Consider the following 24,419-nt stretch of genomic DNA (forward strand, 5'->3'; position numbering starts at 1 on the left):
GTCTAAATCCCACTCCTGATCCTTTTTAGGCTACCCCAACACCTCACGAGCAATCCGGCCAATCAACCTCTCCCAGTCGGCATCATTCATTTGGGTAGTCGTAATGTCATCAACGATTCTGCCCAGTGTGTAGGCCTGAATAAAGACCGCACCAGTTCTGGCTTCAAAGCTCTTATTTAAAAATCCTTTTTCCTGCGCCTGCTCAAATGCCAGGGTTAGAGCATCGGTCAACTGCTGTTGCAATTGTCCTAATGAAGTTCTAAAGCTCTCATGACGCTCACTGCGAGCCAACTGTCGTGCTCGCATAAAGCGAATAGATTCATTCTCGCGTGCCTGTGTCGTTGCAGTGAGCCGATCAAGTGCAACGAAAAACTCTTCTTTGGTTGTTGAGCTCGCAATGATTTTTTCAATCACATAAATTGAGGTTTTCACAGTTTCACCAAAGCGATATAAGAAAGTGGCTTCCAGTAAATCACTAAAGTCTTCAAAGAAGTGATACATCGAGCTCTTTGAGGCACCAGCACGCTCAAGCACCATCGCAGCGTTAATCTCTTCGAGAGCGACCTCATCCATTAAATCAGAGGTCACTTGAATTAATTGTTGCTTTGTTTTGTGGAGACCGTTTTCCATTTAAGAACTTTACTACTCTTTGTGAAAAGCAAAGGCCTCATCGTGAAAACGATTCTTGGGCACGCCTAAATCCTCTGCTGCTTTTCGCACAGCACTGACCAACGGCTCTGGTCCACAAATATAAATATCGCTATCTGCAAACTGTGGCACTAGTGCTTTGAGTGAATCAGCATCCATGGGATGGTTCTTGCGTGATCCCACTAAGTAATGCACGCGGATTGATCCACCGCTGTTATTTGCCAAGTAATCCATTTCCTTTTTCAGCACTAGATCTTCTTCTTTAGAGGCACGGAATAACACATCCATCTGCACGCCACCTGCAAGCTCCTCCATAATCGCTCTAATAGGCGTAATTCCCACACCTCCGCCCACTAACACCACATGAGGTTGGGTGCTGCGCCCTGCTGTGAAAGCACCATAGGGTCCTTCAACAAAGACACGTGTGCCAGGCTTTAGAAAAGCTAGGGAGCGTGAATGATCCCCTAAATCCTTAACTGTAATTCGCAAATGCTTTTCTGTCGGCGCAGCCGACAAAGAGTATGGATGTGACATCAACGCATGTCCTCTTGCTAAAAAGCGCCAACCAAAGAACTGCCCACCTTGGGCAGCTAAGTGATGAAGGTTGCTACCTTTCATAATCACAGAGACAACTCCAGGACCCTCAATGACAACTTTTTCAACCTTTAAATTTACTTTCATAGATCGATAGAAAGGAACCCAGAAGCGCCAGTAAACAATTGCTACCGCCATCAATACATATAACCCAATCCAATAAATGCGATTGAGTGGATGACCAACAAACATAGAGCCATTAACAATTTGGTGCATAAATGAGGCCGCCATAGCAAAGTAGGTCAACACATGAACCATCCACCATGTCTCATAACTCATCTTTGCTCTGGCCTTCTTATAGGAAGTAACTCCTGCCACAATCATTAAGAAAAAACCAGCAAGTGCAAACCACATCCACTCATACAAGGTTAGAAACTGCCACAACTCTTTATAGAGTGGGATTGAATCTTGTCCTGCAAAACCCACGATGATAAAAAGAACATGCATGCCAATCAAATATAAAGACCACGGCCCTAACTTGCGATGCCAAGTAACTAAGCGATCATGGCCAACACCTTTTTCAACCCACGGAATACGAGCAACGAGAAATATCCCAACGACAGCAAAGTAGGTGCCGACCAAGGCAGCTAATCGACTAATCGAAACCACGACTGCATAAAAGCCATTGAAATCACTAAGCCGCACAGTGGTTAATTGCAGCGCCAAGGTCAGCCCCAGCCCGCCGCCGAGCAGCAACGCCGCCCAGTCGGTGCCCGCCGAAGAATGCTTATAAATGCGGGTTGGCTGCGTCATGGGATGATTACACCGCAGATACCTGAGAACCAGGTGAGCGCAAACGGAGATATCTCTCGAATTTGAAACTAAGGAGCAGGAACCACTCTTGGATCAAGCCTTAAGAGCTCTACTTTGATCTCTTTCATTCGAGCATCTGGTGTATCAGGCAACTTTGATAACTCTTCCCAGGCTGAATAAGAGTCAGGGAAGGTTTGAACTGTTAACTCCAAAATCTCCCGCGCCTGCTCGACAAAATTATTGTCCTTTAAAACACGAGCACTGCCCACCATTCTTACTATGTCATATGGTTGCTGAATCGCTGCTTGCTCAATTTTTTCAATAGTTTGAGATTCGATAGCGTTCTGAAAGTTAACGGCGCTGTTCCAGTATGGAAACGCAATCACAAGCGCCAGCACGGCGCCACCAGTTAAGCGCAAAAGATCAGAGGCAGGCAACACTTCACTTTTTTGAACATTTTTCTTTTTAGAGGTCTTTGCCGCAGTCTCCGTTTTTGCAAGATCGCCTGTGAAACAACTATAGCCAAGCAATATTCCACCAAGTGCCCAGCCCCATACCGCGTTACCAATTTGGTTAATACTTATGAGAAGTTGTGCCTGAAAGGCAACCCAAATTGAAAAACCAATAATGTAGTAAGGGCTAAGTTTCTCAGTTTTCTTAACCATAGTCAGGAAGGAATACAGAACTAAGACAACTAAAAACAGATTAAGCAGTAAGAAAGGAAATCCACCATTTGACGAGAAATCTAAATAAACATTATGAGCTGCGTTGGTTTCCTGGGTGGGTAGCCACTGGAAAGCCCCTTCTGATCGCGCCCTGCGATACCAGGATCCAAAATTATCGAGCCCAATGCCAATAAATGGGCTATCTACAGTCATTTTCCACGCTGCGCCCCAGTAATACCCGCGAGCCTCAAGGGAGCTCTTATAGATAATTGAGGCAAGCGGCCCACTATTTATCAGTCCAAGAGCAACAAGAATTAGCCCAACAAAGCCGACAGAGGTCAATGAGTAACCCAGAACTTTGCTCCGCTGGTAGGCAAGAATGACAATCACAAATGCAATACCAATAACTGCTACTAACACGCCTTGTTTTGCACCTGCAATTTTAAGGGCATAAATATTGAGAAGAGAGGAAACGATATAGACATATCGAAGGTTGTTCTTCTCTTTGATCACAATTGCCATAGCAAGGCTTGCAATCAAAGCTAGTCCATGGAAAGCAGAGAAGAAGTCGGGATTGCCAAGAAAGCCAATCGCTGGGCTATAGAGACTCACAAAACCAGCGGGATCTATCTTCATCGATTGCAAGATTCCATACACACCTGAAACTATGCTCACAAAAACTAAGCCAAGTAAGAATCGCTTGATTAAAGACTCATTTGAAGTCAGTGCGCCTAGAAGGAAAACGAAAATCAATCCAAGATAAGCCAACAAGCCATTATTGCGACCAAAAGTTCCAAATATCTGTTGCCCAAAATCCGCATCTGCCAGAAGCAGAATCAGCAAAAGATCCAGGATATATACCCCGGTAAATATCAATAAGACTTTGGCCTTGCCTTTGAAGTAAAAACCAAGGTGAGGCAAGATCAAAGATATCCCTGCCGTACTCAGAATAAAGAGAAAAAGCATTTTTGGAGCATTTATTGGGTCAAGGATTAATCTCGGGGCCACAATCATTGAGACAGCGGCAATCCCATAAATAAAGTACTTGCGGATAAATGACTCGGCCATGCCTCTATTCATGGCCAAATACTAATTCCTTAGCCCCGATTAGTTGGAAAAGACCCTCTCATGACATATGAGAAGGCACTTATTACCCACAGCCGGCTCTCGGATCGTCCGAGAACCGACTAATCGAAAGGAAACAAATGTCTACAAAGACAACTATCAAGCGCATCGCGCTTGTAGCAGTTGCTGCTTTGGGCTTTGGTGTCATGTCAGTTGCGCCTTCAAGCGCAGTTGTAGCAGGCGACTCCATCACGCTCTCAGCGACAACAACTACTATCACGACGGGGTCTGCAGCTACTGTAACCCTAACAACAGCTGGTTACTTCGGTGCTGCGTCTGACTCAATCACCGTAACAGCTGCGCTAAAGACATATCCAGTAGCAGCAACAGTAACTCAGATTACTTCTGCAGCTGGCCTTGTTTTCTCAGACATTGATACTGCAACTGCCTACACAGGTGGTTCAGCAGGTGGTTCAAACGTGACTAACTCAGGACCAACAGCTGTTGTTGGTGTTGCAGGCGCTGCTCCAAAGCTTGTGTCTACACGTTCAAAGCTAACTGTGTCACCAACGCTTGTTGGAACATATACATACACACTTACACCATCAGGTGCAGCTACTAACGTAGCAGCACTCACATGGACAGTTGTTGTAGTAGCTAAGGCTGCTGCTACAGCAGCAACAGTTGGTAACACAGCTGGTTCAACACTTGTTTATGGCTATGCATATGGTTACTGGGATGGATCTACTAACCGAAATGCAGCAGGCGGGCTTTGGGGTAATGGTGAAAATGATTTCACTGCTACAACAACAGCAGCACTTAATACTGCAGGTGGCGCGACATGCTACGCAGACCTTGGAAAGGGTGCAGGTTGCCTCCTTGGCAAAATAGAACTCTCTAATGGTTCTACCGTTGCTGGTGCTGGGTTATTGGCTGCAGAAGCACCAAACCTAACTTACGTGGTTTCTGGTCCTGGATCAGTTTCACTTTTCGACGGTACTAACTATTCAGCCCCAGCTAAGGTTGCTTATGAAGTAACTGGCGTTGCTATTGGAACTCCAGGAAGTTTGACAAAGCAATTTGTTGTCAATACTGACGGAACTCCAGGCAAGATCACCGTTACTATCACATCTGGAACTACAACAATCGCTACTGTTTCAGCAACCGCATTTGGTAACGCCAAGACAATCACGCCAACAGTTGTAAATAATCCTATTGTTGCAGCTGCAACAAACACAGGAACAATTACAGCTCTCGTAAAGGATGAAAGCGGCACACTAGTTCGTGGAGCTACTGTTTATGCAGTATCTGACACTGTTGCAGCTATCAGCAACAGCTACACATCATGCGGTACTACAACTGAGACTGGTTTGGTTACTTGTAACCTTGTCGGAGTTGCTGCAGGTACAGCAAACATCACACTTACAACTAACTCATCTGCAACAGCTACTACAGGAGTTTCTTCAACACCTGTAGCAGTTCGTGTAAGCGATGGCGTAGCAACTAAGGTTGCATACACATTCGATAAGGACACATACGCACCAGGTGAAACAGCAAAGATCACAGCAACTGTTTCTAACGCTGCAGGTGTATTGCCAGCTGGTACATACACAGTTCTTTCATCTGCTGGAGTTACAGCTAACTTCACAGTTGCAGGACTACCTGCTGCAACAGTTCTTGCGGTACTAAACACGGGAGCAGCTACATACACTGTAACTATCCCAACAGGTATCACAGGTGACTTGCAGCTAGTTGGTACAGCTTCAGCAACAACAATTACCGCAACATTCGGTAAGGCAACTGTTGTTAACGCCGCTCTAGATGCTGCAACAGCAGCAACTGATGCAGCAGCAGAAGCAATTGATGCAGCAAATGCAGCAACTGATGCAGCTAACGCTGCAGCAGAAGCAGCTGATGCAGCAACAGCGGCAGCACAAGATGCTGCTGATGCAGTAGCTGCTCTATCAGTATCAGTTGCAGCAATGATCGATGCTCTAAAGAAGCAGATCACAGCTCTAACTAACCTAGTAATCAAGATCCAGAAGAAGGTAAAGGCGTAAGCCCAAAGCTTCACTGATCTATATGTGAGGCCGGAGTTCGGTTCTTAATTGAATCGAACTCCGGTACACATAAAGTTTTAAAAACCAGTTATGTCTTCATTGAGATAGCTGGTTTTTAAACAATAGTTAGTGACTAGTCTTAACAATCTGACCATTCTGACTATTTGTTAGGCCTAAGAACTCTAAAAATTTATTGAGTTAATCTCGGGAGTACGTCATTATAAAATTTGAGCTAACTCCTTTTGATTTCGAAACTGAAATGAGAAGGGGTAATAGTGTTGTTTGAAAGTTTTGCTATGCAGACTGTTGACAGCTTGCCAATTCGTCATAAGACGCGTGCAACCTATCTTTCTATGCTGCGATTACACATTTTTCCTACCCTTGCCCACCGTGAGATTGCTACGATCAAGCGATTAGATATACAGCGCACTATCTTTGGGCTCCCTCCGCAAACATCTGCGATGTCATTAGCTGTAATTAAAACTGTGTTCCGGGAAGCGTTAGCTCAAGAAATTGTTGAGGCATCACCTGCCCATGGAGTATCTGGGCCTAAAATTATGGTTAAACCCCGTGAGTTTCTAACGTGGGATGAGGTTTCAACAAGTTCCTTTGGTAAGTACGGGCCGCAAGTCAGATTCCTAGCCCTACATGGACTCCGCTGGTCTGAAGCTGTTGCATTAACTGTTGAGGACATCCGGGATGATCGAGTATGGATTAATAAATCTGTTCATGGTCAGACAAAGAGCAAGGCAGGCATTAGATCTGTGCCTCTAGTAAGTCCTTTCATTGTCTTTCCTAAGAGCCCTAAGACCCTGCGTAAGGTCTTAAAACCCTATGGTGTTGATATTCACTCACTACGTCACACCTACGCATATTTGTTAAAGCAACAAGGTGTTCACGTAACTACCGCCCAACGATTACTGGGCCACTCTGATCCGCGAGTAACAATGGGTATCTATACCCAGGTACTTGATAATGAAATTGATGAAGTTGGATTGTTGTTAAGTAAAGCCGCTGGTTTCTAAGCCAGGCCTAAAAAGAATTAAAACCATCGAGAGCGAGTTAGGTTGACTTGAATTGGGGAGCTAAGGAATAAACTCGCCCACAACTCTTGCAAGCTCCAAAATCTGATACATAGATCCGATATCAGTCTGTCACTTCTTTACCTTGTACCCACTTGGACACTTAGGTTTCACCGCAGTAACCTTCTTGGTTAGTTTGCCCTTGACACAGGTGATAGCAGTTTTCTTTGAGGCGACTTTAGTTCCCGCAGCCTTTGCTACTACTTTTTGCTTGGCTTTCAGTTCAGTAGCGCTCATTTGGTTGGCGGTAATAACACCTTTGGGAGTCACTCGCGCTTCAGAAAATAGCAATTCAGTATCTACGGTAGCGGTATCGCTTTGCGTAGTGACGGTAGCGGTATCGCTTTGCGTAGTGACGGTAGCGGTATCGCTTTGCGTAGTGACGGTAGAGGTATCGCTTTGCGTAGTGACGGTAGAGGTATCGCTTTGCGGAGTGACGGTAGCGGTATCGCTTTGCGTAGTGACGGTAGCGGTATCGCTTTGCGTAGTGACGGTAGAGGTATCGCTTTGCGTAGTGACGGTAGAGGTATCGCTTTGCGTAGTGACGGTAGAGGTATCGCTTTGCGTAGTGACGGTAGAGGTAGTGACAGTCCCAGCTTTAATTGTCACACCTGACCCGGTGTCCCATACTCGTCCATCTGGATCCGTTGCAATTCCTCCAGAAAGTGTTGTGCCATTCGACAGAACAAAGACTCCATTGAAGTAAAAAACATTGAGGCCATGCCAGCCCGCAACATTTCCAGAACTTGAAGCTTTAGTTTGAAAAATTATTCTACTTCCTGCAGGACAGCCCATATATTCCGTTGCCATAGTCCCACCATTGCCAAATGGGTCATTGCTTGATGCAACAATTACCCCACAAACGTGCCCATCTGTGTGAACGACCGCATACCCACCTAGAATGCCTGCTGCTGCGGTTGCTCTTGCTGCTAATTCAGCTGCTGTTGGTGGGGAATAGGTTCTAGTTAGAACCGCATACCCTCCGAGGCCACCACCACACATATTTACTCCACACAATTCAATCAAAGCGCTGTTAGGTTGCGTGGTTACTGTAGAAGTATCACTTTGAGTAGTTACCGTAGAAGAATCACTTATTGGACCAAGAACTCTATTTTTTTCGACCCCACTTGCATCATAGATAGTCCACTCGCCACAGGAAGTCCAACCCTGAGTTAAGCAGATTCGCTCATAAGTATCGTCAGCAGTAGCACTCTCAGCCTGACTAAGAGGCACAAGTATTGAGAATGAAATTGCGGATAATGCAACTTTTACAAACTTCTTCATTGTTGGCACCTCTTTCTATCCTAGTGTTCGTGTGGCACTAGTGAATGTCAAGGCAAAAGGTAGAAGATCACCTCTAAGTTAGCGCAAGTCTCTTCACCGAGTGCACTTTAGTCTAACGACAGAGGCAAAAGCAGCGAGAGCTAGGCTCGAGCCTAGAAAGCCGAAACCCGGCCCCCTCTTGCGAGAGAGCCGGGCTTCGGACTAGAGCTAACTCCTAAGAGTTAGATCCTTGGAAAGCTCGGGCTAATTAAGCCTTTACCTTCTTCTGGATCTTGATTACTAGGTTAGTTAGAGATGTGATCTGCTTCTTTAGAGCATCGATCATTGCTGCAACTGATACTGATAGAGCAGCTACTGCATCTGCTGCATCTTGTGCTGCAGCTGTTGCTGCATCTGCTGCTTCTGCTGCAGCGTTAGCTGCATCAGTTGCTGCATTTGCTGCATCAATTGCTTCTGAAGCTGCATCTGTTGCTGCTTGTGCTGCATCCTGTGCTGCGTTAACAACAGTTGTCTTACCAAATGTTGCTGTAACACCTGTTGCAGCTGTTCCTGTAAGAGTCAGATCTCCAGATACTCCTACTGGGACTGTAACTGTGTATGAAGCAACACCAGTTGCATCAGTTGTTGTAACAGTTAGCGCTGGGCCACCTGTTAGAGCGTAGTTACCTGTTACACCTGCTGTTAGAACTGTGTATGTACCAGCTGGCAATACACCTGCAGCGTTTGAAACAGTTGCCTTAATTGTTGCAACTTCACCTGGAGCATATGTGTCCTTAGCGAATGCGTAATCAACCTTTGTTGCAACTCCATCGCTCACGCGAACAGATACTGGAGTTGAAGAAATTCCAGTAGTAGCTGTTGCAGATGCGTTAGTTGTAAGGGTGATTGCAGATGTACCAGCTGCTACACCAGTTAGTGAACATGAAACAAGACCATCCTTGTCTGTTGCACCACATGATGTGTAGCTGTTGCTGATTGCAGCTGTTGTGCCAGAAACTGCGTAAACAGTTAGATCTGGAACCGCGTTGCCAGAAGCATCAGTTACTTTACCTGTAACAGTTGCTGCTGTCGCAGCAGCACCAATTACTGGCTTAGCTGCTGTTGCTGTGATAGTTGCTGGGTTACCGAAGAAGTTGATCTTCTTTGTACCAAGAACAATTGAGCCAGCCTTGATTTCAACAGTTACAAGTCCTGGAGCACCAGTTCCATAAACGTATACGTACTGTGTCAGTCCAAGGTTAGTGAGCTGAGTAGATGTTGTAGTCGCGTAGATTCCCTTAGCGCCTAGGTTAGCTGAGTAACCACTGCCTTCACCTGAGATTGCAACAAGACCTGGACCTGATGTAACAGTTGCTGTTAGAGCAACTGCGTCAGCAGCGATCAATGGGAATGTTGTATTTCCATTGCCCTGAATAACTCTTACTGACATTGCAGGAGCATCGCTTGGTGTTGCGTATGCTGAGAAAGTAAGTGCATCAGTTGTTGTGCTCCATGCCGCCCAAGTTCCACGAGAAGGGATGTTCTCGTAGTAAGCGTATGTAGCTAGAGCAGTTGTCGCAGCAGCTGTCATTGCTGGACGTGCTGTAACAACAACAGTCCATGTGATTGCTGTTGTGTTAGCTCCACCTGATGGTGTGAGTGTGAATGTGTATGTACCTACAACTGGTAGTGATGCTGCAGCAACAGTCACCTTTGAACGTGTAGACACAAGCTTTGGAGCAGTGCCAGCAACACCAGTTTGAGATGTTGTTGTTGAGTTAACAACGCTTGATCCACCAGCTGAACCACCTGTGTAGGCAGTTGCAGTGTCAACATCTGAGAAAACACCTGGAGCAGCGAGTGATGTTGCAATTTGAGCTGCTGTTAGTGTTGATGGCCATGTTTTTAGCGCAACTGTTACTGTCACTGTGTCTGAAGCAGCAGCAAAGTAACCAGCTGTTGTTAGTGTTACAGAGGCTGGGCTTCCAAGAGAGACAGTAGTTGTGCTCTCTGAAAGTGTGTAGGTGTCGTTAAGTACAGCCGCGCTTGAAGGCACAACTGAAACAACACCAAAGCCCAAAGCTGCAACTGCTACAAGCGCGATGCGCTTGATAGTTGTCTTTGTAGACATTTGTTTCCTTTCGATTAGTCGATCGGAGGAATTTCCCCCGTTCGGCTTTGGGTAATAAGTGCCTTCTCATATGTCATGAGAGGGTCTTTTTCACCCGTTTCGATGAATCGCACGTGCTGATTCACCAAATCCCCCACCGTGTATCCGGACGCGGCGAGGAAACCTATTTATTTGTTTATCACCTGCACTGCTTGCGCGAGTACGGTGGTCTTGCCTGAGTTCAGAAGAACTCGAGTTGTGATGGTCTTTGGAGCATCGACTAGGTCATAGCCGCGCTTGCCAGTTGGCATCACAAAATCTGTTGTGTTGAGGTAGCCGATGTTAAATGTGGCTGTGATAAGGAAGTTGCCGTTTGCAAGGCGATCAAGTGATGTCTCTGTTGATTTAACTTCAACTGAGCGCCAGTTGCCACCAAAGCCAACGTTGATTGAGTTGGCACTGTAGTTGGTACCTGTTCCATCAACTGTGATCAACTGATCGATCAAAACATTTGGGCCAGCTGAACCGGTAATAAACTGGTTGCTAACTAGTAAGCCTGTTGTGCCAAGAGTTGAAATTCCCTTTGTAACGCGGCCAACGCCTGCGTTGCCATTTTCATCTGTGATTGAAAATGCTGTTGGAATACCCTCTTTATTAAGGCCAATGAAGGAAAGCGCAGCAATCTTTGCGTAGATCGCATCTTGCTTAGCCTTCTTAGCAGCAGCTGTTGCTGCAGCCTTTGCTGTGGCAGAGGCTGATGCAGATGGTGCTGCAGACTCTGAAGGAGTTACCTCAGCTGGAGTTGAAGTTTCAACCTGGGCCACACCTGGTGCAAGAGGTGACTCATTGCCAGTCATTGAGTTAAAGCCAAGGAAGGCTGTAATAACTAGAACAAGTGAAAGAGCAGCCTTAGATGACTTTTGCGCGATTTCAATGCTCTTCTTGTATGTATTTGAAAGAGCGTTAAGTGCAGTCAGGCCAGTCTTTTCATCAACAATCCACTCTTCAAGAACACGAACCATTGACTTGCGAGCGCGACCCAAGATGTGGCGCACGTTGGCAGGTGTTGTGTTAAGAGCAGTTGCAATCTCTTCTGTTGTGCGGCCTTCCATTTCCCACATCACAAGCGCTGTGCGCTGATCTGGGGTTAGGCGAGCTAGTGCTTCGCGGATAATCGCGGCATCTTCTGCTGCAGTAATAGTTGTATCAAGATCAATGTGGTTCTCAGTTGCAATCTCGTTGAGACGCTCCTGTGTGGTGTCAGCATCAATTGCAACCAGGTTTGGACGAGCACCGCGAGCGCGGATTACGTTTAAAGAAAGGTTGGTAACTGAGGTGCGAAGGTAAGCAATCGCGCGATCTGCTGTGTCTAGATCAGGAGCAGCAAGCATGAACTTCAAGAACGCTTCCTGGACTACTTCGTTAGCTTCAGCCTCGTTCTTTGTGATGCGACGAGCCTGAGAGACAAGCTGTGTGCGGTGTTCTGTGTAGATCGCTGAGAGTTGTGCAATAGACCAATCAGCGGCTGAGCCTTGAGCGTCTGCGGGATTTGCGCTCAATATGCGGGCGGCATCGGTCGCTGCAGCTGCTTTCGCCGCTTTCGACTTCAATAGTGCCATGTGAGTAACTCCCGCGAGTTTGTTAAAACGAAGACAACGTCTTGCCCTCTATTAGTTAAGACACCGCTGGGGGCCAAATGTTGTGCCCAAATGAAAAGTATTTTGGGCTAATTCCTGGATCCAAGGGTGGTTGAGCGTAAATGGGTAGATTGGGGATAGAACGCAGGGCTTTCGCCGAATGGCAGCGAGAAACAAGCCTGCCGGAATCAGGTCTCTAGTCTATTGGGTGGGCAAGGGTAAAGCCCGCATTGAGGGTTTAAGCGTGTCTAAAGGGGTTAGAAGAGCCCCAAAGCAAGTGCCTTCTTGGCAGCTTCCTTGCGATCGCTAACCGAGAGCGCCTGGTAGATCCGCATGGTCTCGTGGCGGATGGTTGAGACTGAAAAACCTAGCTCAGTGGCTAACTCGTGATTGGTCTTGCCCTCAACCATGCCCCCCAGGATCGAGAGCTGACGGGCGGTGAGTTGGGCATCGCCGGTGTCCTTGGAGTCGCCCAGGGAGTTAATGCTGATTGCCTGATTAGGGGATCGGCGAATTTGGAAGGAGAGATAGAGAGCAATCGGCATACACAGGTTGTCGATGGTCTCTGCAATAACCAGCTTCTTGGAGTCTTCGATCGGGTTAATAAACTCAACGATTAAATACCCCTGCACAACACCGTGATCACGAAGGGTGCTCACAAAAAAGCGAGAGTCATCTGTCCATTCTTGGCCAGAAGCGCTCACAATCAATTGAATATCTGGAGCCACAATTGCATGCCATTCCGCGCTGGGAATCGTGCGATTTCTCCATGCCATCGCATCTGGATATCCATATTGACCTAACAAAAGAATTGAATCATCGCTATTGAGCAGACCAAAGCGGATTCCTTTAACTCCATATTCAGTTAAATAATCAGTAGCCAGCGCTCGCGGAATATCCTCCATCGCTGGGTGAAAGGTCATCCATTCAATAAACTTTCGGACCGTATTCAAATCTGTTGATCCCATGTGTTCAGTGAACAGTTCAATAACTGGTCTTGACCTTGGATGTCCATGTGCTAAATGTATGGGCATTGACCTGTCAAAGGGAATACGCATCAATGACCTGACTAGTCACAGAAAAGAGAATTGGAGGGTGATTTAAGGACGAAGGGTGGTGCTCGAGCGCTCAATGATCTGTGGCTGAAAAACAACATGCTGATGAACATGCTCATCCCCAGCTGATAGCTCAGAGACCATTTGGGTGCCCATGGTGATACCTAATTGATAGGGGGTCTGGGAAACAGTTGTTAAGGGGACAAGTGCAGATTCTGCATAGGAGACATTGTCATATCCCAATACTGAGATCTGGCCCGGCACTGGGATGCCGACCTTATGAAAGTAATTCATGATTCCAAGTGCAAGAGCGTCATTGCCAGCAAAGATGGCATCAGGCAAGGGACCGCGGGCAATGATGTCGGGAGCAATGTTCTCACCCGACAAGAAATCTAGTGAAGGAGAGGACATCACATCTAGCTGCACCCCGAACTCTTGGGCAGCAAGTGAAATGCCCACAAAGCGTTGATTTGATTGGTGATGATGCTCTGGTCCTGATACCCACAAGATTTTTTTGTGACCCAGCTTTGCTAAATATTCAAGCCCTATATAACCACCACGAACTTGATCAATAGAAACAGAACATTGGTTGGGTTCTTCATCAGTTTGTGAAAGGTAACTCACGCGAACATTGCGATCAATGAATTTTTCAAAAACTTGGTTATTGGGTCCAACCGGAGTAACGATAATTCCTCGAAAGTTTGCTTCCGTCATTGATGTGAGAAGCTGGAGTTCAATCGCTTCATCTTCCCGTGAATATCCAATTAACACACGCAGGCCAGCCTTTGCGATTGAATCTTCAATACCCAAGGCAAGTTCATCATAAAAAGGATTTTGTGCAAGAGGCAAAATCAATCCAACGATCTTTGAGTTGTTACTCGTGCCTGAAGAATTGCTATATGGAATGAAGCCCAACATATCGATTGCATCTCGAACCTTTAAACGAGTTTCTTCGGAGACATTTAAAGGTCTGTTTAATACATTTGAGACTGTTCCAACCGAAACCTGTGCTTGTTTAGCAACATCTCGAAGGCTCGGTTTCTTGCTCACTCCTCAAACATACTCATTTAGCGCCCTTTTTTCTATATAAAGCCTTTCGATATTCACACAGATTGACTACAGTTTGAGATTATGGCGAAGAAGTTAAATGTGGCTACTCAGCAGGCTGAGATCACTATTGATCAGGTTGCAAAAGCTGCCAACGTTAGCCCTGCAACTGTCTCTCGCGTTCTCAATGGGACTGCAAAAGTCTCTGCTGATAAAGAGAAAGCAGTTCGTAAGGCTGTTGCAAAATACAACTTCACGCCTAATGCAACTGCGCGCCGATTAGCTGGTGGGCGCAGCGGATTGATTGCTTTGCTCATGGAAGAATCCAGTGAAGAGTTTTTTCTCAATCCCTTTTGGGGCCAAGTGGTGCAAGGTTTTTCAACTGCAATTACAGAAGCTGGTCTACATCCCATGCTGCTAATCAGACCAAAAAGCGGAGCAGAGGATTCACTCTTTTCCACATTACAAGCAGGACAAATGGACGGCATCGCGATCTTTAGTTGGCACAGACCACTTCGAAGTTTTGAAAAGATGTTAGATCCCAAGATGGCGGTTGTCTTTGGTGGTGACTTAGGTGGTTCTAAAAAGTATCCCTATGTTGATGTGGACAACGTCAAAGGTGGTTATTTAGCAACTAAGCACCTAATAGATTCTGGTTGTAAGAACATTGTGACGATTACCGGTGACCTAAAGTTGCAATCTGGTCGAGATCGCTTAGATGGATATGAAAAAGCTCTTACAAGTGCCGGCATGAAGATCAATGATCAACTGATCATCCATGGTGACTACACCCAATCAAAGGCAGAAGAGTTAATCCGTCAATTTCTCAAAAGAAAAATCAAATTTGATGGTGTTTTTGCCGGCAATGATTTATCAGCACTTGGTGCCATTAATGTATTGCTGCAAAACAACATCTCTGTGCCAGGCAAGGTAAAGGTTGTTGGTTTTGATGACTCACCTGTTGCCAGTCGAAATCACCCATCGATAACAACCATTAGACAACCGATTAGAGAATTAGGCGCACAAGTTGCGCACAGCCTATTAGCGATTTTAGATGGTGAAGAAGTTGAAGATAAAGTCTTGGATGTTAAGTTAATTAAGCGCCAATCATCTGCTTCTAAATAGCAGTGTTAGCAGCAATAATCTCTTTGTACTTTTTAAAGCTCATCTTTGGGGTGCGCTCAAAAGTTTTATAATCAACATGGACTATTCCAAAACGCTTGGCATAGCCTTCGGCCCACTCAAAGTTATCAAGTAGTGACCAAGCAAAATATCCCTTTACTGGCGCACCATCTGAAATAGCGTTCTGGAGTGATTGCAGGTGTGCCACTAAATAGGCGGTGCGCTTGGTATCAATTACTTCGCCATTTACCTTCACATCATCATATGAAGATCCGTTTTCAGTAATGACGATGTAAGGGATTGATGGCCAATCCTTGTGGACTCTCTTTACTAAGTTACCCAGGCCTTCTGGTGTAACAACCCAGCCCATGGCCGTTAAGTCATTGGTTAGATGAGCAGGAGATGAGCCATCTACACGCTGTGGGAATGGCATAAAGCCACCCTCGATTGCTGGCTTATCTTCTGGGCGCGGTGAGCGCACAAATCCATCGCAGTAATAGTTAATGCCTAAGAAATCTGGGGCTGCAATAAGTAGTTGTTCATCTCCTGGCAAGTCCACGCGGCTGAGCATTTCGCCGTAACAATCAACCAGGTTTTGTGGGTATTTTCCAGTTGTAAATGCATCGATCCACCAACGATTTAGATTTGAATCATTGAGAGCTGCAAAATCAACAACATCTTGATCATGAGGTGATTCATTATGAATGTTGTTCATATTCACAGTCAGCCCTACGGTTGCATCTGGGCAAACTCTCTTAATTGCGCGAGTTGCAGCAGCATGAGCTAAAGCTGTGTGATGACTTGCAGCCACAGCTAAATTGAAATCCTTTTTACCTGGGGCGTGAACTCCATTTGAGTAACCAAGCCATGAAACACACCACGGTTCGTTGATGGTAATCCAGGTTGAAATGCGATCGCCAAATGCCTCTGCACACGCCGTTGCGTAATCTTCAAATGCCTTTACGACATCACGGTTTGCCCAGCCACCTTTATCTTCAAGTGCTTGTGGCAAGTCCCAATGATACAAAGTAACCATTGGTTCAATGCCAGCTGCAACAAGTGCGTTAATTAAACGATTGTAAAAATCAAATCCGCGTTCTTCTCTAACGGCGTCCCCATTTGGAAATAGGCGAGGCCAGGCAATAGAGAATCGGTATGCACTCACACCAAGATCTTTCATAATTGCAATGTCTTCATCAAAACGGTTGTAGTGATCACAAGCTTGATCACCGGTGTCGCCATTTACTACCTTGCCAGGTGTCTTTGAAAATGTGTCCCAGATGCTTGCGCCTCGACCATCGACATCAAATGCGCCTTCAATTTGATAACTTGCAGTCGCAGTTCCCCAGGTGAAATCTTCTGGAAAGTGAGAACTCATGTCGTGGATATCCCATCTGTGCAGATCAAATTACAACGTTTTGGTAAATGATAATTTGTTAAGGAAACGCTGTAGTAGTCTACTGAAAGCGGTTTCATAAGCAATACTGTAGCCTAATTAGATTCCAGCCTTTAGGAGAAAAACATGGCCAACGGGCCCGAACTATCACTTTTGTGGTCTGAGGAGTTTGCCGACCACCATGGCGGTGAGGTTCTAGAAGATATTTGGAATTTTGATATTGGCGATGGGGCATCTGCCGGATTAGTCGGCTGGGGTAACAATGAACTGGAGTACTACACCAAAGATTCAGTCAGTATTCATGACAACCTCATCATTACTGCCCAAAGGGTGACCCCTGATTCTGGTTTGAACTGTTACTACGGTCCAGCACAATGGAAGAGTGGCAAGATCCACACAGCTGGCAAAATTGGATTTAAGTATGGTCGACTTGAGATTAAAGCCAAGATGCCATGTGGAACTGGCGTTTGGCCAGCATTGTGGTTACTCGGAGCAAATCTTCTAGATGGTGTTGCTTGGCCACATTGTGGAGAGTTAGACATTCTTGAAAATACTGGTGCTCATCCCTTTCAAGTTCAAGGAACAATCCATGGGGATGGCTACTTTGGAGAAAGTGGATTAACAAAAATCATTCAGTCTCCAACAACTCTTTCAAGTCAGTTTCATACCTACTCGATTAATTGGACTCCAGACTCAATCCAGTGGTTCTTTGATGATCTTTGCTACAACACAATTAATCGAGCAGATGTTGAATCGCAAGGCAAGCCTTGGCCATTTGATCAAGAGTTCTATCTCATTATCAATCTAGCTATAGGTGGCTGGTTTGCCGGAGATGTTGATCCAGAGTTAAACAGTGCTGAGTTACAAGTTAACTCAATTAAGTACTACTCAATAGATGGGGTTGGCGATCTCATCCTGCATTAATGCTTGATTACTTCTCCCACACCATTGATCGTTGAGAATCTGATCCAGTCAAAACTTATGTTTGCTTGCTTTAGGCCTGGCTCAATTGCTCCGCCAAGGTTTCCACCCATAGCCAAGTTCATCACTAAGTAAAATTCATGGTCAAAAACCCAGTCTTTATCCTTCTTTTGCTGGCTTCCAAAGAGCACACCATCGACATACCAATCAATGCTGTCTGGCAACCAATCGACTGCATAGGTGTGGTAATCGTTGGCAAATCCATTAGGCATATCAACAGTTGTACCTCGTCCACCAAAGCCACCTGAAAGTAGACCGTGTAAGTATCCGTAGGCAGTATTAGGTGATTTACCAACTAACTCAGTGACATCAATTTCTCCACACCATGGCCAAATTCGAGTATCAATATCCGCGCCCAGCATCCAGAACGCACCCCATGTACCGGAACCAACAGGACCTTTAATCCGTGCTTCTAGACGACCGTACTTAAACCCAACTTTATCTTTTGTAATGTATTTAGAACTTATCCACTCACATGGAGTTTTGTAATAACAGTTATAGGCATTGGCACCGGTTGTGGTCGCATCAATTTGCAGTGCACCAGATGAAGTGATCTTGGCTAAAGTTGGGATGTAGTACTGACGTTCTTTATTTCCCCAACCACCACCTGCTGCAGCTTTACTTCCATCACCATCTTCAGATGTCCAGATTGCACTATCTGGTGCTGAGCCTTCAGGAAGATTGAACTCATCTGACCACACCTGCACATATGTTCTCTTGAACATTGGGATCGCTACTTCACTTGAAACAACTTTGTTATCTGTAAATCCTTTAGCGCTATATGTTGCGATGACATAAACCTTAAAACCTTGATCTATGCCTGCAGTTGAATAAGTTGCAGACTTTGCGCCCTCAATTTCAACTGGTCCTTTAAACCATTGATAGGTGACCTTTGCACTCTTTGGTGAAAATACCCCTGGAGTTGCAATTGCTTTACCGCCAGAAGAATCAGCAAGGGTTGCAGATGGCTTCACATTGATAATGACATGGCCGATCTTGCCCACAACTGATGAAACTGTGGCACCTGCCGCTGTTACCTTCAATTGAATGCTCTGGTTCTTTTGCTTGACAGTTGCCTTAAAGGCGGTTTTTGTAGCCCCAGCAACTGCTTTTCCACCCACAAACCATTGCAGCTTTGGACTCTTAACTCCACTAATTGAAGCCGGAACTACTGCCAGATTTAATCCAGTGTTATCTGAGTAAACAATCTGCGGTTGTTTTGAGACATCTGCCTGGGCTGAAAATGGCACAACTAGTGCAAGAAGTGAAAATGAGACAAGAAATGCTAATGAGCCCTTAAGTGACTTCATTAGCATTTCTTACTCTCCCCCTACTTCGCTACAACTTTAGATGTGTATGTCTTTCCATCGATAACCACAGAGACTGTCTTTGCTCCTGCAGATACCTTCACAGGAACAACCTGCATAGGAGATGAGATCTTGACTGTAGTTTTCTTAGCACCTGTTACAGAGACAGTTGCTGACTTTCCAGCAGCTCCTGCAACAGCGACTGAGACTACAAAATCTTTTCCAGTTTTTGCTACAGAGGTTGAGATGCCGCGGTAGTAATGGAACTCGACACCTTCTGCTGATGCCGCAGTTGTATCTGCGATCTCAGGAACAAGAGTTGCAAATGCTGTGCTAGCCCCTGGCATTGCCGATGTTGCTGAAGCTGGTGCTGCGTTTGGCTTTGTGTCGGTATTTTTCAGAGTAAATGCGGCATAACCAAATGCATCAGTAGTTGCCTCAAGTGTTGACTTGCCACCGTTCACCTTCAAGGTAACAACCTTGTTTGGTACTCCGGTCTTTCCATCATCACCAGTTACCTTGTAAACAACAATTAGGCTTCCGCCAATCGGTGCATATGCTTGCTTAAGACCCTTAGCTGCATTTGTTACAGAATTAGTTGCATCTAATTTTGGTGTTACCAATGTGATTGTTGGCTTTGTTGCTGGCACAACAATTGGTGTCTTTGGTATGTAGTAATGAAATTGAGTGATAGCTGAGTGATCGGCCTGCTCACTATTAACTTCAGGAAGCATCTGTGAGTGAAGACGATCGAGCTTATCCTCGCTAAAAATTGGCTTAGATGTCATTGATTCTGGCTCTGTCTCGCCTAATGACTCAAGATCTAGGTTCTTGACGGCAAAGGTCACGTTTCCGTATGCATCGGTGCGCTTGATTACATTTGCTTGATCAAAAGGCGGGCGATCAATTCCCTTTGTCTTTATTCCATCAACTGAAATAATTGAGGCAGCTTCGCTATAACCCTTATTCATTCGTAGGTTAACGGCTGTGAAGGCAAGCGGCTTTCCATTCTTGTCTCTGACGTTATAGGTCAAATTAATTGTTGATCCAACCGGTGCAAACGCAACTTGGTAGACCAAACCAGTTCCAAACCAGCCCTTAGCGACCCAACCATCAGCCATTTGCTGATTGACTCGTGCATCTGAAGTATTGGACGCATCAAGAAAAGGTGATTGCAACGTAATGTAGGCATCTCGTGGTCCACCTGTTGCAGCAGTTGCGCTGTAGAAAGCAACTGGAGAAATAGCCAGGACCATCGCAAGGATGAGGCCGATGTGAGTACGGAATTTAGACATGTGTATGCCTTTCTTGCCTAGGGTGGATTGAGATTTAATCATTAACCTTTTACCGCTCCGTCCATAACACCGCTTACTAAGCGGCGACCGACGAATATAAAGAGAATCAAAAGTGGTGCTGTTGCTAAGAATGCACCACCCATCTGTAGTGAGTAATCAAGTCCATAGAGCGGCTTTAGCTGAGTTAAAGCAACCTGCAATGTGAACCGCTCGGGAGATTGCAAAACAATGGTTGGCCATAGGTAGTCATTCCATGATGCTAAGAATGCAAAGAGACCAAGCACAAATGCGCTCTGGCGAATGCTTGGAAGCACGATGCTCCAGAAAACACGTGGCACGGAGGCACCGTCAATGCTGGCAGCTTCAAGAATTTCATTAGGGACCTGGGCATCAATGATCTGGCGCATCCAAAACACGCCAAAAGCAGTAACTAACGCTGGAACGATCAATGCATACAAGGTATTAACCAAGTTCAATCTATTGGCCATAATGAACAGTGGCACGATTCCCAGCTGGCTTGGAAGCATCATGGTTGCAACAACAAAGAGGATTGAGAACTGGCGTCCTCTAAAGTGCAGTTTCGCAAAAGCAAAACCAGCGATTGCAGAGAAAATTACTTGCGCTACTGCAATGGCAACACCAACTATGAAGGTGTTAATTAACGCCTGAGTGAAATAAACACCTTCAGCAGTCAAAACCTTGTTAGCAACCTCCAAAAAGCGAGGTCCTGGAACAAGTGATGGTGGTGATTTAGAGATTTCAGCATCAGTGTTGGATGAAACGATAAACATCCAATAAAAAGGGAATATAGAAAGGAATGTAATCAAGACCAGCATCAAGTAATGCAGCTTGGAAGTCTTCTGCCACTTCGGAATATTGCGCTTCATCGGCTGCCCTCACCTGAGATCTTGCGAGTGATCACGAAGTTAATCGCCGAAATAATCAGAACAATAAATGTGATTGCTATACCGATAGCTGCCGCATAGCCATACTTGTTGTTCAAGAAGGCTTGGTTATATAGGAATAGGGTCAGAGTCAAGAACTGCTTGGTAGATCCACCATCTGCAGCCAACTGCTGAGGCTCAGCAAATACTTGAAGTCCACCGATTGTGCCAACGATCAACACGAAGGTAATGGTGTTCTTCAGTGATGGGAGAGTGACATACTTAAACTGCTGCCATTTGGTTGCTCCATCAACAGATGCAGACTCATAGAGCTCATCTGGGATTGCCAGCATTGAAGCTAAGAAAATCAGAGTGTTATAGCCAACCCAGCGCCAGGTAATCATTGTCGCAATTTGGATGTGGCTTGGGATTACACCTTCAATGAAGTCGATGTTTTCAACCCCTGGGATTAAGACCAATACGGTGTTAATTAACCCGTATTCACGGCCAAACAGTTGCTGGAAAACAATAGTGATTGCGATGACAGAAGTGATGTTTGGTACCAAAAGAATGGTGCGCCAAAAAGACTTTCCCTTTAAGCGCTTATTACGAAGGATTGCAGCAAGGCTGATCGCAATAATCATCTGAGGAAAGGTTGATAGCGCCCAGATGCTAAAAGTGTTTCTAAGAGCTATCCAAAAATCTGAATCTTGAAATAGGAAAATGAAATTGTTAATCCCATTAAATTCAGATTCACCGAGGGGATCCCATTTGAAAAATGCAATGTAGATGGAGTAAACAACTGGTGCGACACCAAATATTAAGAAGATTATGAAAAATGGAGCAATCGCGGCGTATCCCCAGCGACCATCCATTGATCCCACACCTGGAAGCGGTTTCTTTTCTTTCCTACTTTTTTGCTTCCAAGGAGTAAGAGGCGCTTTTTGGCGCCCCTTACCGTCCTTAATAGTTGTCATCGGATAAATACTTTAATTCTTAAAGAGTTTATCGATGTCAGAAATAACAAGTGCATATGATTTTGCAGATGTCATTTTCTTAGATGCCACTCGGCCAAGACCTGCACCAAATGTTGCATCAATCTTGCGTTGTAGTTCTCCTTCAAAGATTGGCTTCAACTTCAAGACACCCTTTGTATAGATAGCACCTATTGGCGCGTTGCTGAAGAACTCATCTTTGTATTCAAGCAAGGCAGCATCATCGTAGAGAACTGAAGTTGAAGGGAAAAGACCATAGGTCTTGAAAACCTTTAACTGTTGTTCTGGTGCTAAGTACCAGGTAAGGAAGTCATAAGCAGCTTGCTTGTTCTTTGAGTAGCTAGGAATACCAAGTTCTGTTCCACCTTGGTTTCCGCCACCTACTGGAAGATCAGCAATATCCCACTTGCCCTTTGTATCTGGTGCTTGCTTCTTGATGTAATCAAGCATCCAGGCTGGAGCAAGAATCGTTGCCATTGCGCCCTTATTCATACCGATGTTCCAGTCAGATGTGAACTGGCCAAGGCGCGCGCCAATACCTGCCTCAAGTGCTTTAACTGTTGTGTCCCAAGCCTTCTTGATCTGAGGGTTTGTCTTGTAAACAAGCTTTCCTGCATCAGTTCCGTCTGGTTGGTAATACTTAACAGTTCCCTGGTTCATTACAGCTGCATAGATTGATCCAGCATCATCAATGAATCCCTTGCCTGCTTTCTTTTCTGCAGGCGTTAACTTTGCAACATACTTCTTACCGGTTGCAATAAATGCATCCCACGTTGGCCACAACTTACTCACCGCTACACGATCAGTTGGTAATCCAGCCTTCTTAAACAAGTCTGTGCGATATGCAACTTGCAACCCGCCGACATCTGTTGGGATACCAATCACTGCGTCATTAAATGCAACGCCTTGTTCCCAGCGCCATGGAAGATAATTCTTTTTAATGTCATTTGCTGATAGTCCAGCTGCAACGCCTGCAGAGACGTTGATCGCTGAAGTTTTCATCTGTCGCAAATCTTGGAAACAACTTGGGCGGTTTCCTGTGCGCCAGTACCCTGAGTAAGGAACTTCAAAGGCGATGATGTCTGCTGGCCCACCTGTTTGACAGGAAAGGATTGTCTTTTGGTGAAGAGGATCAACATCGTTCTTAATCGGGATGATTTTAATATTAGGGTGAAGCTTCTGGTATTCACGTTGTAGACCTGGCTGAATAACTTCGCCAAAAGTCCAGATAGTTAAAGTGATTTGCTCGGCTGCCTTAGCAGGTGCTGAGAGCACGCCTAATGAAACGGCCATCGCAACGAATGCACCAAGAAACGCATTTCTGGTCGTTGATTTTTTCATGTGTGAAACCTTCCCTTTAACAGACCTGACATCCGGCAGGCCCCTAGTGAAACCTTGAAACTCTCAGGAAAACTCTCGCCTTTGGAGGTTTCCATGAAAGCGGTTTCAAGGTACGCTATTTAAGCCTTTAATGCTATTTGGCACAAGGGAATTTGGGTTAAAGTTTGATAACGAGGGGAGCCCGCTAATGGCCACGAAAAAAGTGATTCTGGCACCAACCAGTCTTTTTGTTGCACTGTCTGTTGCTCTGACCTTGATGGTCAATCCTGTCGCAGATGCTGCCACTAAGAAAACGCTAAAGCTCTTGTGGTCAGATGAGTTCAATGGCAAAAAAGGAACGCTCCCATCATCAAAGACTTGGACCCGTGAAATCGGTGGTGGTGGCTGGGGAAATTCTGAACGCCAGTTCTATACCGACAAAGCTGCCAACGCCTCTATGGATGGCGCGGGCCGTTTGGTTATTACCGCCAACAGAATTTCAAATGAGTACGGCGATCTCATTGGAGATGTACCAGGCACCGAAGACATCCTTAATCGTTGCTCTGAATGCCAATTTACGAGTGCTCGCATGAAAACAGCACGGAATCTTTCATTTCAATACGGCCGCATTGAAGCGCGTATCAAAATGCCACAAGGTATTGGCACCTGGCCAGCATTTTGGATGTTAGGTGGAGATTTATTAGATGGTGTCCCATGGCCTGAGTGCGGCGAAATCGACATCATGGAGTTTCGTGGTGACATTCCAGATCGCTCTACCTCTGCAATTCATGGTCCAACAACACCGCAAGGATCTGGTTTAGGCGCAGCATTTTTAAGCTATGACTCTTTGTCTAATGGTTATCACACCTATGCAATTGAATGGAAAAAGAATTCACTGACATTCATTGTTGATGGCAGAGTCACAGGGACCTTCTCTTCTGCAGACACCGGAACCCGCGGCTGGGTCTATAACCAGAAGTTCTTCTTGATCTTGAACTTAGCTATGGGTGGCACATATGCTGGCGAATACATCGATCCAATGCTTAATCAAGCGCAATTACATGTTGATTACATACGTTTCTACTCAGTTAATGGAGTTGGAAAAGTATTTAGAGGTTAATCCACTAGGAAAAGGAGCAG

The 24,419-nt window shown here is 45.5% G+C and carries 19 protein-coding genes; 5 read left to right on the top strand and 14 right to left on the bottom strand.

Annotation, left to right across the window (positions count from 1 at the left end):
* Nucleotides 1-30: 30 nt before the first annotated feature.
* From AC9UH7_RS06240 to AC9UH7_RS06250, 3 genes are all read right to left on the bottom strand, one after another.
* On the bottom strand, nt 31-630 hold the full coding sequence (locus AC9UH7_RS06240) for a TetR/AcrR family transcriptional regulator (protein ID WP_509596292.1): 600 nt from the start codon (nt 628-630) through the stop codon (nt 31-33).
* A gap of 12 nt (nt 631-642) precedes the next feature.
* Entirely contained in the window at nt 643-1,995 is a 1,353-nt protein-coding gene (locus AC9UH7_RS06245; protein WP_509596294.1) for a ferredoxin reductase family protein, read from the bottom strand.
* A 68-nt stretch (nt 1,996-2,063) separates the two neighbouring features.
* The gene (locus AC9UH7_RS06250) at nt 2,064-3,728 is read right to left on the bottom strand and encodes an O-antigen ligase family protein (protein WP_509596296.1); all 1,665 of its coding nucleotides are present in this window, start codon (nt 3,726-3,728) and stop codon (nt 2,064-2,066) included.
* A gap of 137 nt (nt 3,729-3,865) precedes the next feature.
* Here AC9UH7_RS06250 and AC9UH7_RS06255 point away from each other — a divergent pair, with 137 nt between their 5' ends.
* Nucleotides 3,866-5,785 carry a hypothetical protein gene (locus AC9UH7_RS06255; protein WP_509596298.1) on the top strand — a complete coding sequence of 640 codons (1,920 nt, stop codon included), beginning with the start codon at nt 3,866-3,868 and terminating at the stop codon, nt 5,783-5,785.
* 275 nt (nt 5,786-6,060) lie between these two features.
* Complete coding sequence (locus AC9UH7_RS06260; RefSeq protein WP_509596300.1) at nt 6,061-6,810, top strand: tyrosine-type recombinase/integrase; 750 nt, start codon at nt 6,061-6,063, stop codon at nt 6,808-6,810.
* 129 nt (nt 6,811-6,939) lie between these two features.
* Here the strand turns inward: AC9UH7_RS06260 and AC9UH7_RS06265 are convergent, their stop codons facing one another.
* From AC9UH7_RS06265 to AC9UH7_RS06285, 5 genes are all read right to left on the bottom strand, one after another.
* Nucleotides 6,940-8,151, bottom strand: coding sequence for a hypothetical protein (locus AC9UH7_RS06265; RefSeq protein ID WP_509596302.1), 1,212 nt, complete (start codon nt 8,149-8,151; stop codon nt 6,940-6,942).
* Between the two features lie 247 nt (nt 8,152-8,398).
* Nucleotides 8,399-10,261, bottom strand: a complete 1,863-nt coding sequence (locus AC9UH7_RS06270) for a hypothetical protein (protein ID WP_509596303.1) — start codon at nt 10,259-10,261, stop codon at nt 8,399-8,401.
* Nucleotides 10,262-10,428: 167 nt separating this feature from the next.
* On the bottom strand, nt 10,429-11,859 hold the full coding sequence (locus tag AC9UH7_RS06275; protein WP_509596305.1) for an RNA polymerase sigma factor: 1,431 nt from the start codon (nt 11,857-11,859) through the stop codon (nt 10,429-10,431).
* 275 nt (nt 11,860-12,134) lie between these two features.
* Nucleotides 12,135-12,845: a response regulator transcription factor gene (locus AC9UH7_RS06280; RefSeq protein WP_509596307.1), complete on the bottom strand. Its 711-nt coding sequence runs from the start codon at nt 12,843-12,845 to the stop codon at nt 12,135-12,137.
* Nucleotides 12,846-12,977: 132 nt separating this feature from the next.
* Entirely contained in the window at nt 12,978-13,982 is a 1,005-nt protein-coding gene (locus AC9UH7_RS06285) for a LacI family DNA-binding transcriptional regulator (protein ID WP_509596309.1), read from the bottom strand.
* A gap of 81 nt (nt 13,983-14,063) precedes the next feature.
* Here AC9UH7_RS06285 and AC9UH7_RS06290 point away from each other — a divergent pair, with 81 nt between their 5' ends.
* A complete protein-coding gene (locus AC9UH7_RS06290) occupies nt 14,064-15,104 on the top strand; it encodes a LacI family DNA-binding transcriptional regulator (protein WP_509596311.1) in 1,041 nt (346 codons plus the stop codon).
* Here AC9UH7_RS06290 and AC9UH7_RS06295 read toward each other — a convergent pair.
* Nucleotides 15,097-16,479, bottom strand: a complete 1,383-nt coding sequence (locus AC9UH7_RS06295; protein ID WP_509596313.1) for a GH1 family beta-glucosidase — start codon at nt 16,477-16,479, stop codon at nt 15,097-15,099. The genes AC9UH7_RS06290 and AC9UH7_RS06295 overlap by 8 nt on opposite strands.
* A 144-nt stretch (nt 16,480-16,623) precedes the next feature.
* Here AC9UH7_RS06295 and AC9UH7_RS06300 point away from each other — a divergent pair, with 144 nt between their 5' ends.
* The gene (locus tag AC9UH7_RS06300) at nt 16,624-17,421 is read left to right on the top strand and encodes a glycoside hydrolase family 16 protein (protein WP_509596315.1); all 798 of its coding nucleotides are present in this window, start codon (nt 16,624-16,626) and stop codon (nt 17,419-17,421) included.
* On the opposite strand, the gene AC9UH7_RS06305 is transcribed toward AC9UH7_RS06300, so the two are convergent.
* The 5 genes from AC9UH7_RS06305 to AC9UH7_RS06325 form a co-directional block, all read right to left on the bottom strand.
* Nucleotides 17,418-18,788, bottom strand: a complete 1,371-nt coding sequence (locus AC9UH7_RS06305) for a family 16 glycosylhydrolase (RefSeq protein ID WP_509596317.1) — start codon at nt 18,786-18,788, stop codon at nt 17,418-17,420. The two genes, AC9UH7_RS06300 and AC9UH7_RS06305, sit on opposite strands and share 4 nt — an antisense overlap.
* A gap of 20 nt (nt 18,789-18,808) precedes the next feature.
* Complete coding sequence (locus tag AC9UH7_RS06310) at nt 18,809-20,080, bottom strand: hypothetical protein (protein ID WP_509596319.1); 1,272 nt, start codon at nt 20,078-20,080, stop codon at nt 18,809-18,811.
* A 41-nt stretch (nt 20,081-20,121) separates the two neighbouring features.
* Nucleotides 20,122-20,871, bottom strand: a complete 750-nt coding sequence (locus AC9UH7_RS06315; RefSeq protein ID WP_509596321.1) for a carbohydrate ABC transporter permease — start codon at nt 20,869-20,871, stop codon at nt 20,122-20,124.
* Nucleotides 20,872-20,963: 92 nt separating this feature from the next.
* Nucleotides 20,964-21,941 (bottom strand): carbohydrate ABC transporter permease, encoded by a 978-nt coding sequence (locus AC9UH7_RS06320; protein WP_509596323.1) that lies wholly within the window; start codon nt 21,939-21,941, stop codon nt 20,964-20,966.
* Nucleotides 21,942-21,953: 12 nt separating this feature from the next.
* A complete protein-coding gene (locus AC9UH7_RS06325; protein WP_509596325.1) occupies nt 21,954-23,300 on the bottom strand; it encodes an ABC transporter substrate-binding protein in 1,347 nt (448 codons plus the stop codon).
* 187 nt (nt 23,301-23,487) lie between these two features.
* Here AC9UH7_RS06325 and AC9UH7_RS06330 point away from each other — a divergent pair, with 187 nt between their 5' ends.
* Nucleotides 23,488-24,399, top strand: a complete 912-nt coding sequence (locus AC9UH7_RS06330) for a glycoside hydrolase family 16 protein (RefSeq protein WP_509596327.1) — start codon at nt 23,488-23,490, stop codon at nt 24,397-24,399.
* The last annotated feature ends 20 nt before the right edge of the window (nt 24,400-24,419 follow it).

The sequence above is a fragment of the Candidatus Planktophila sp. genome, from assembly GCF_044348745.1.
GTDB lineage: Bacteria > Actinomycetota > Actinomycetes > Nanopelagicales > Nanopelagicaceae > Planktophila.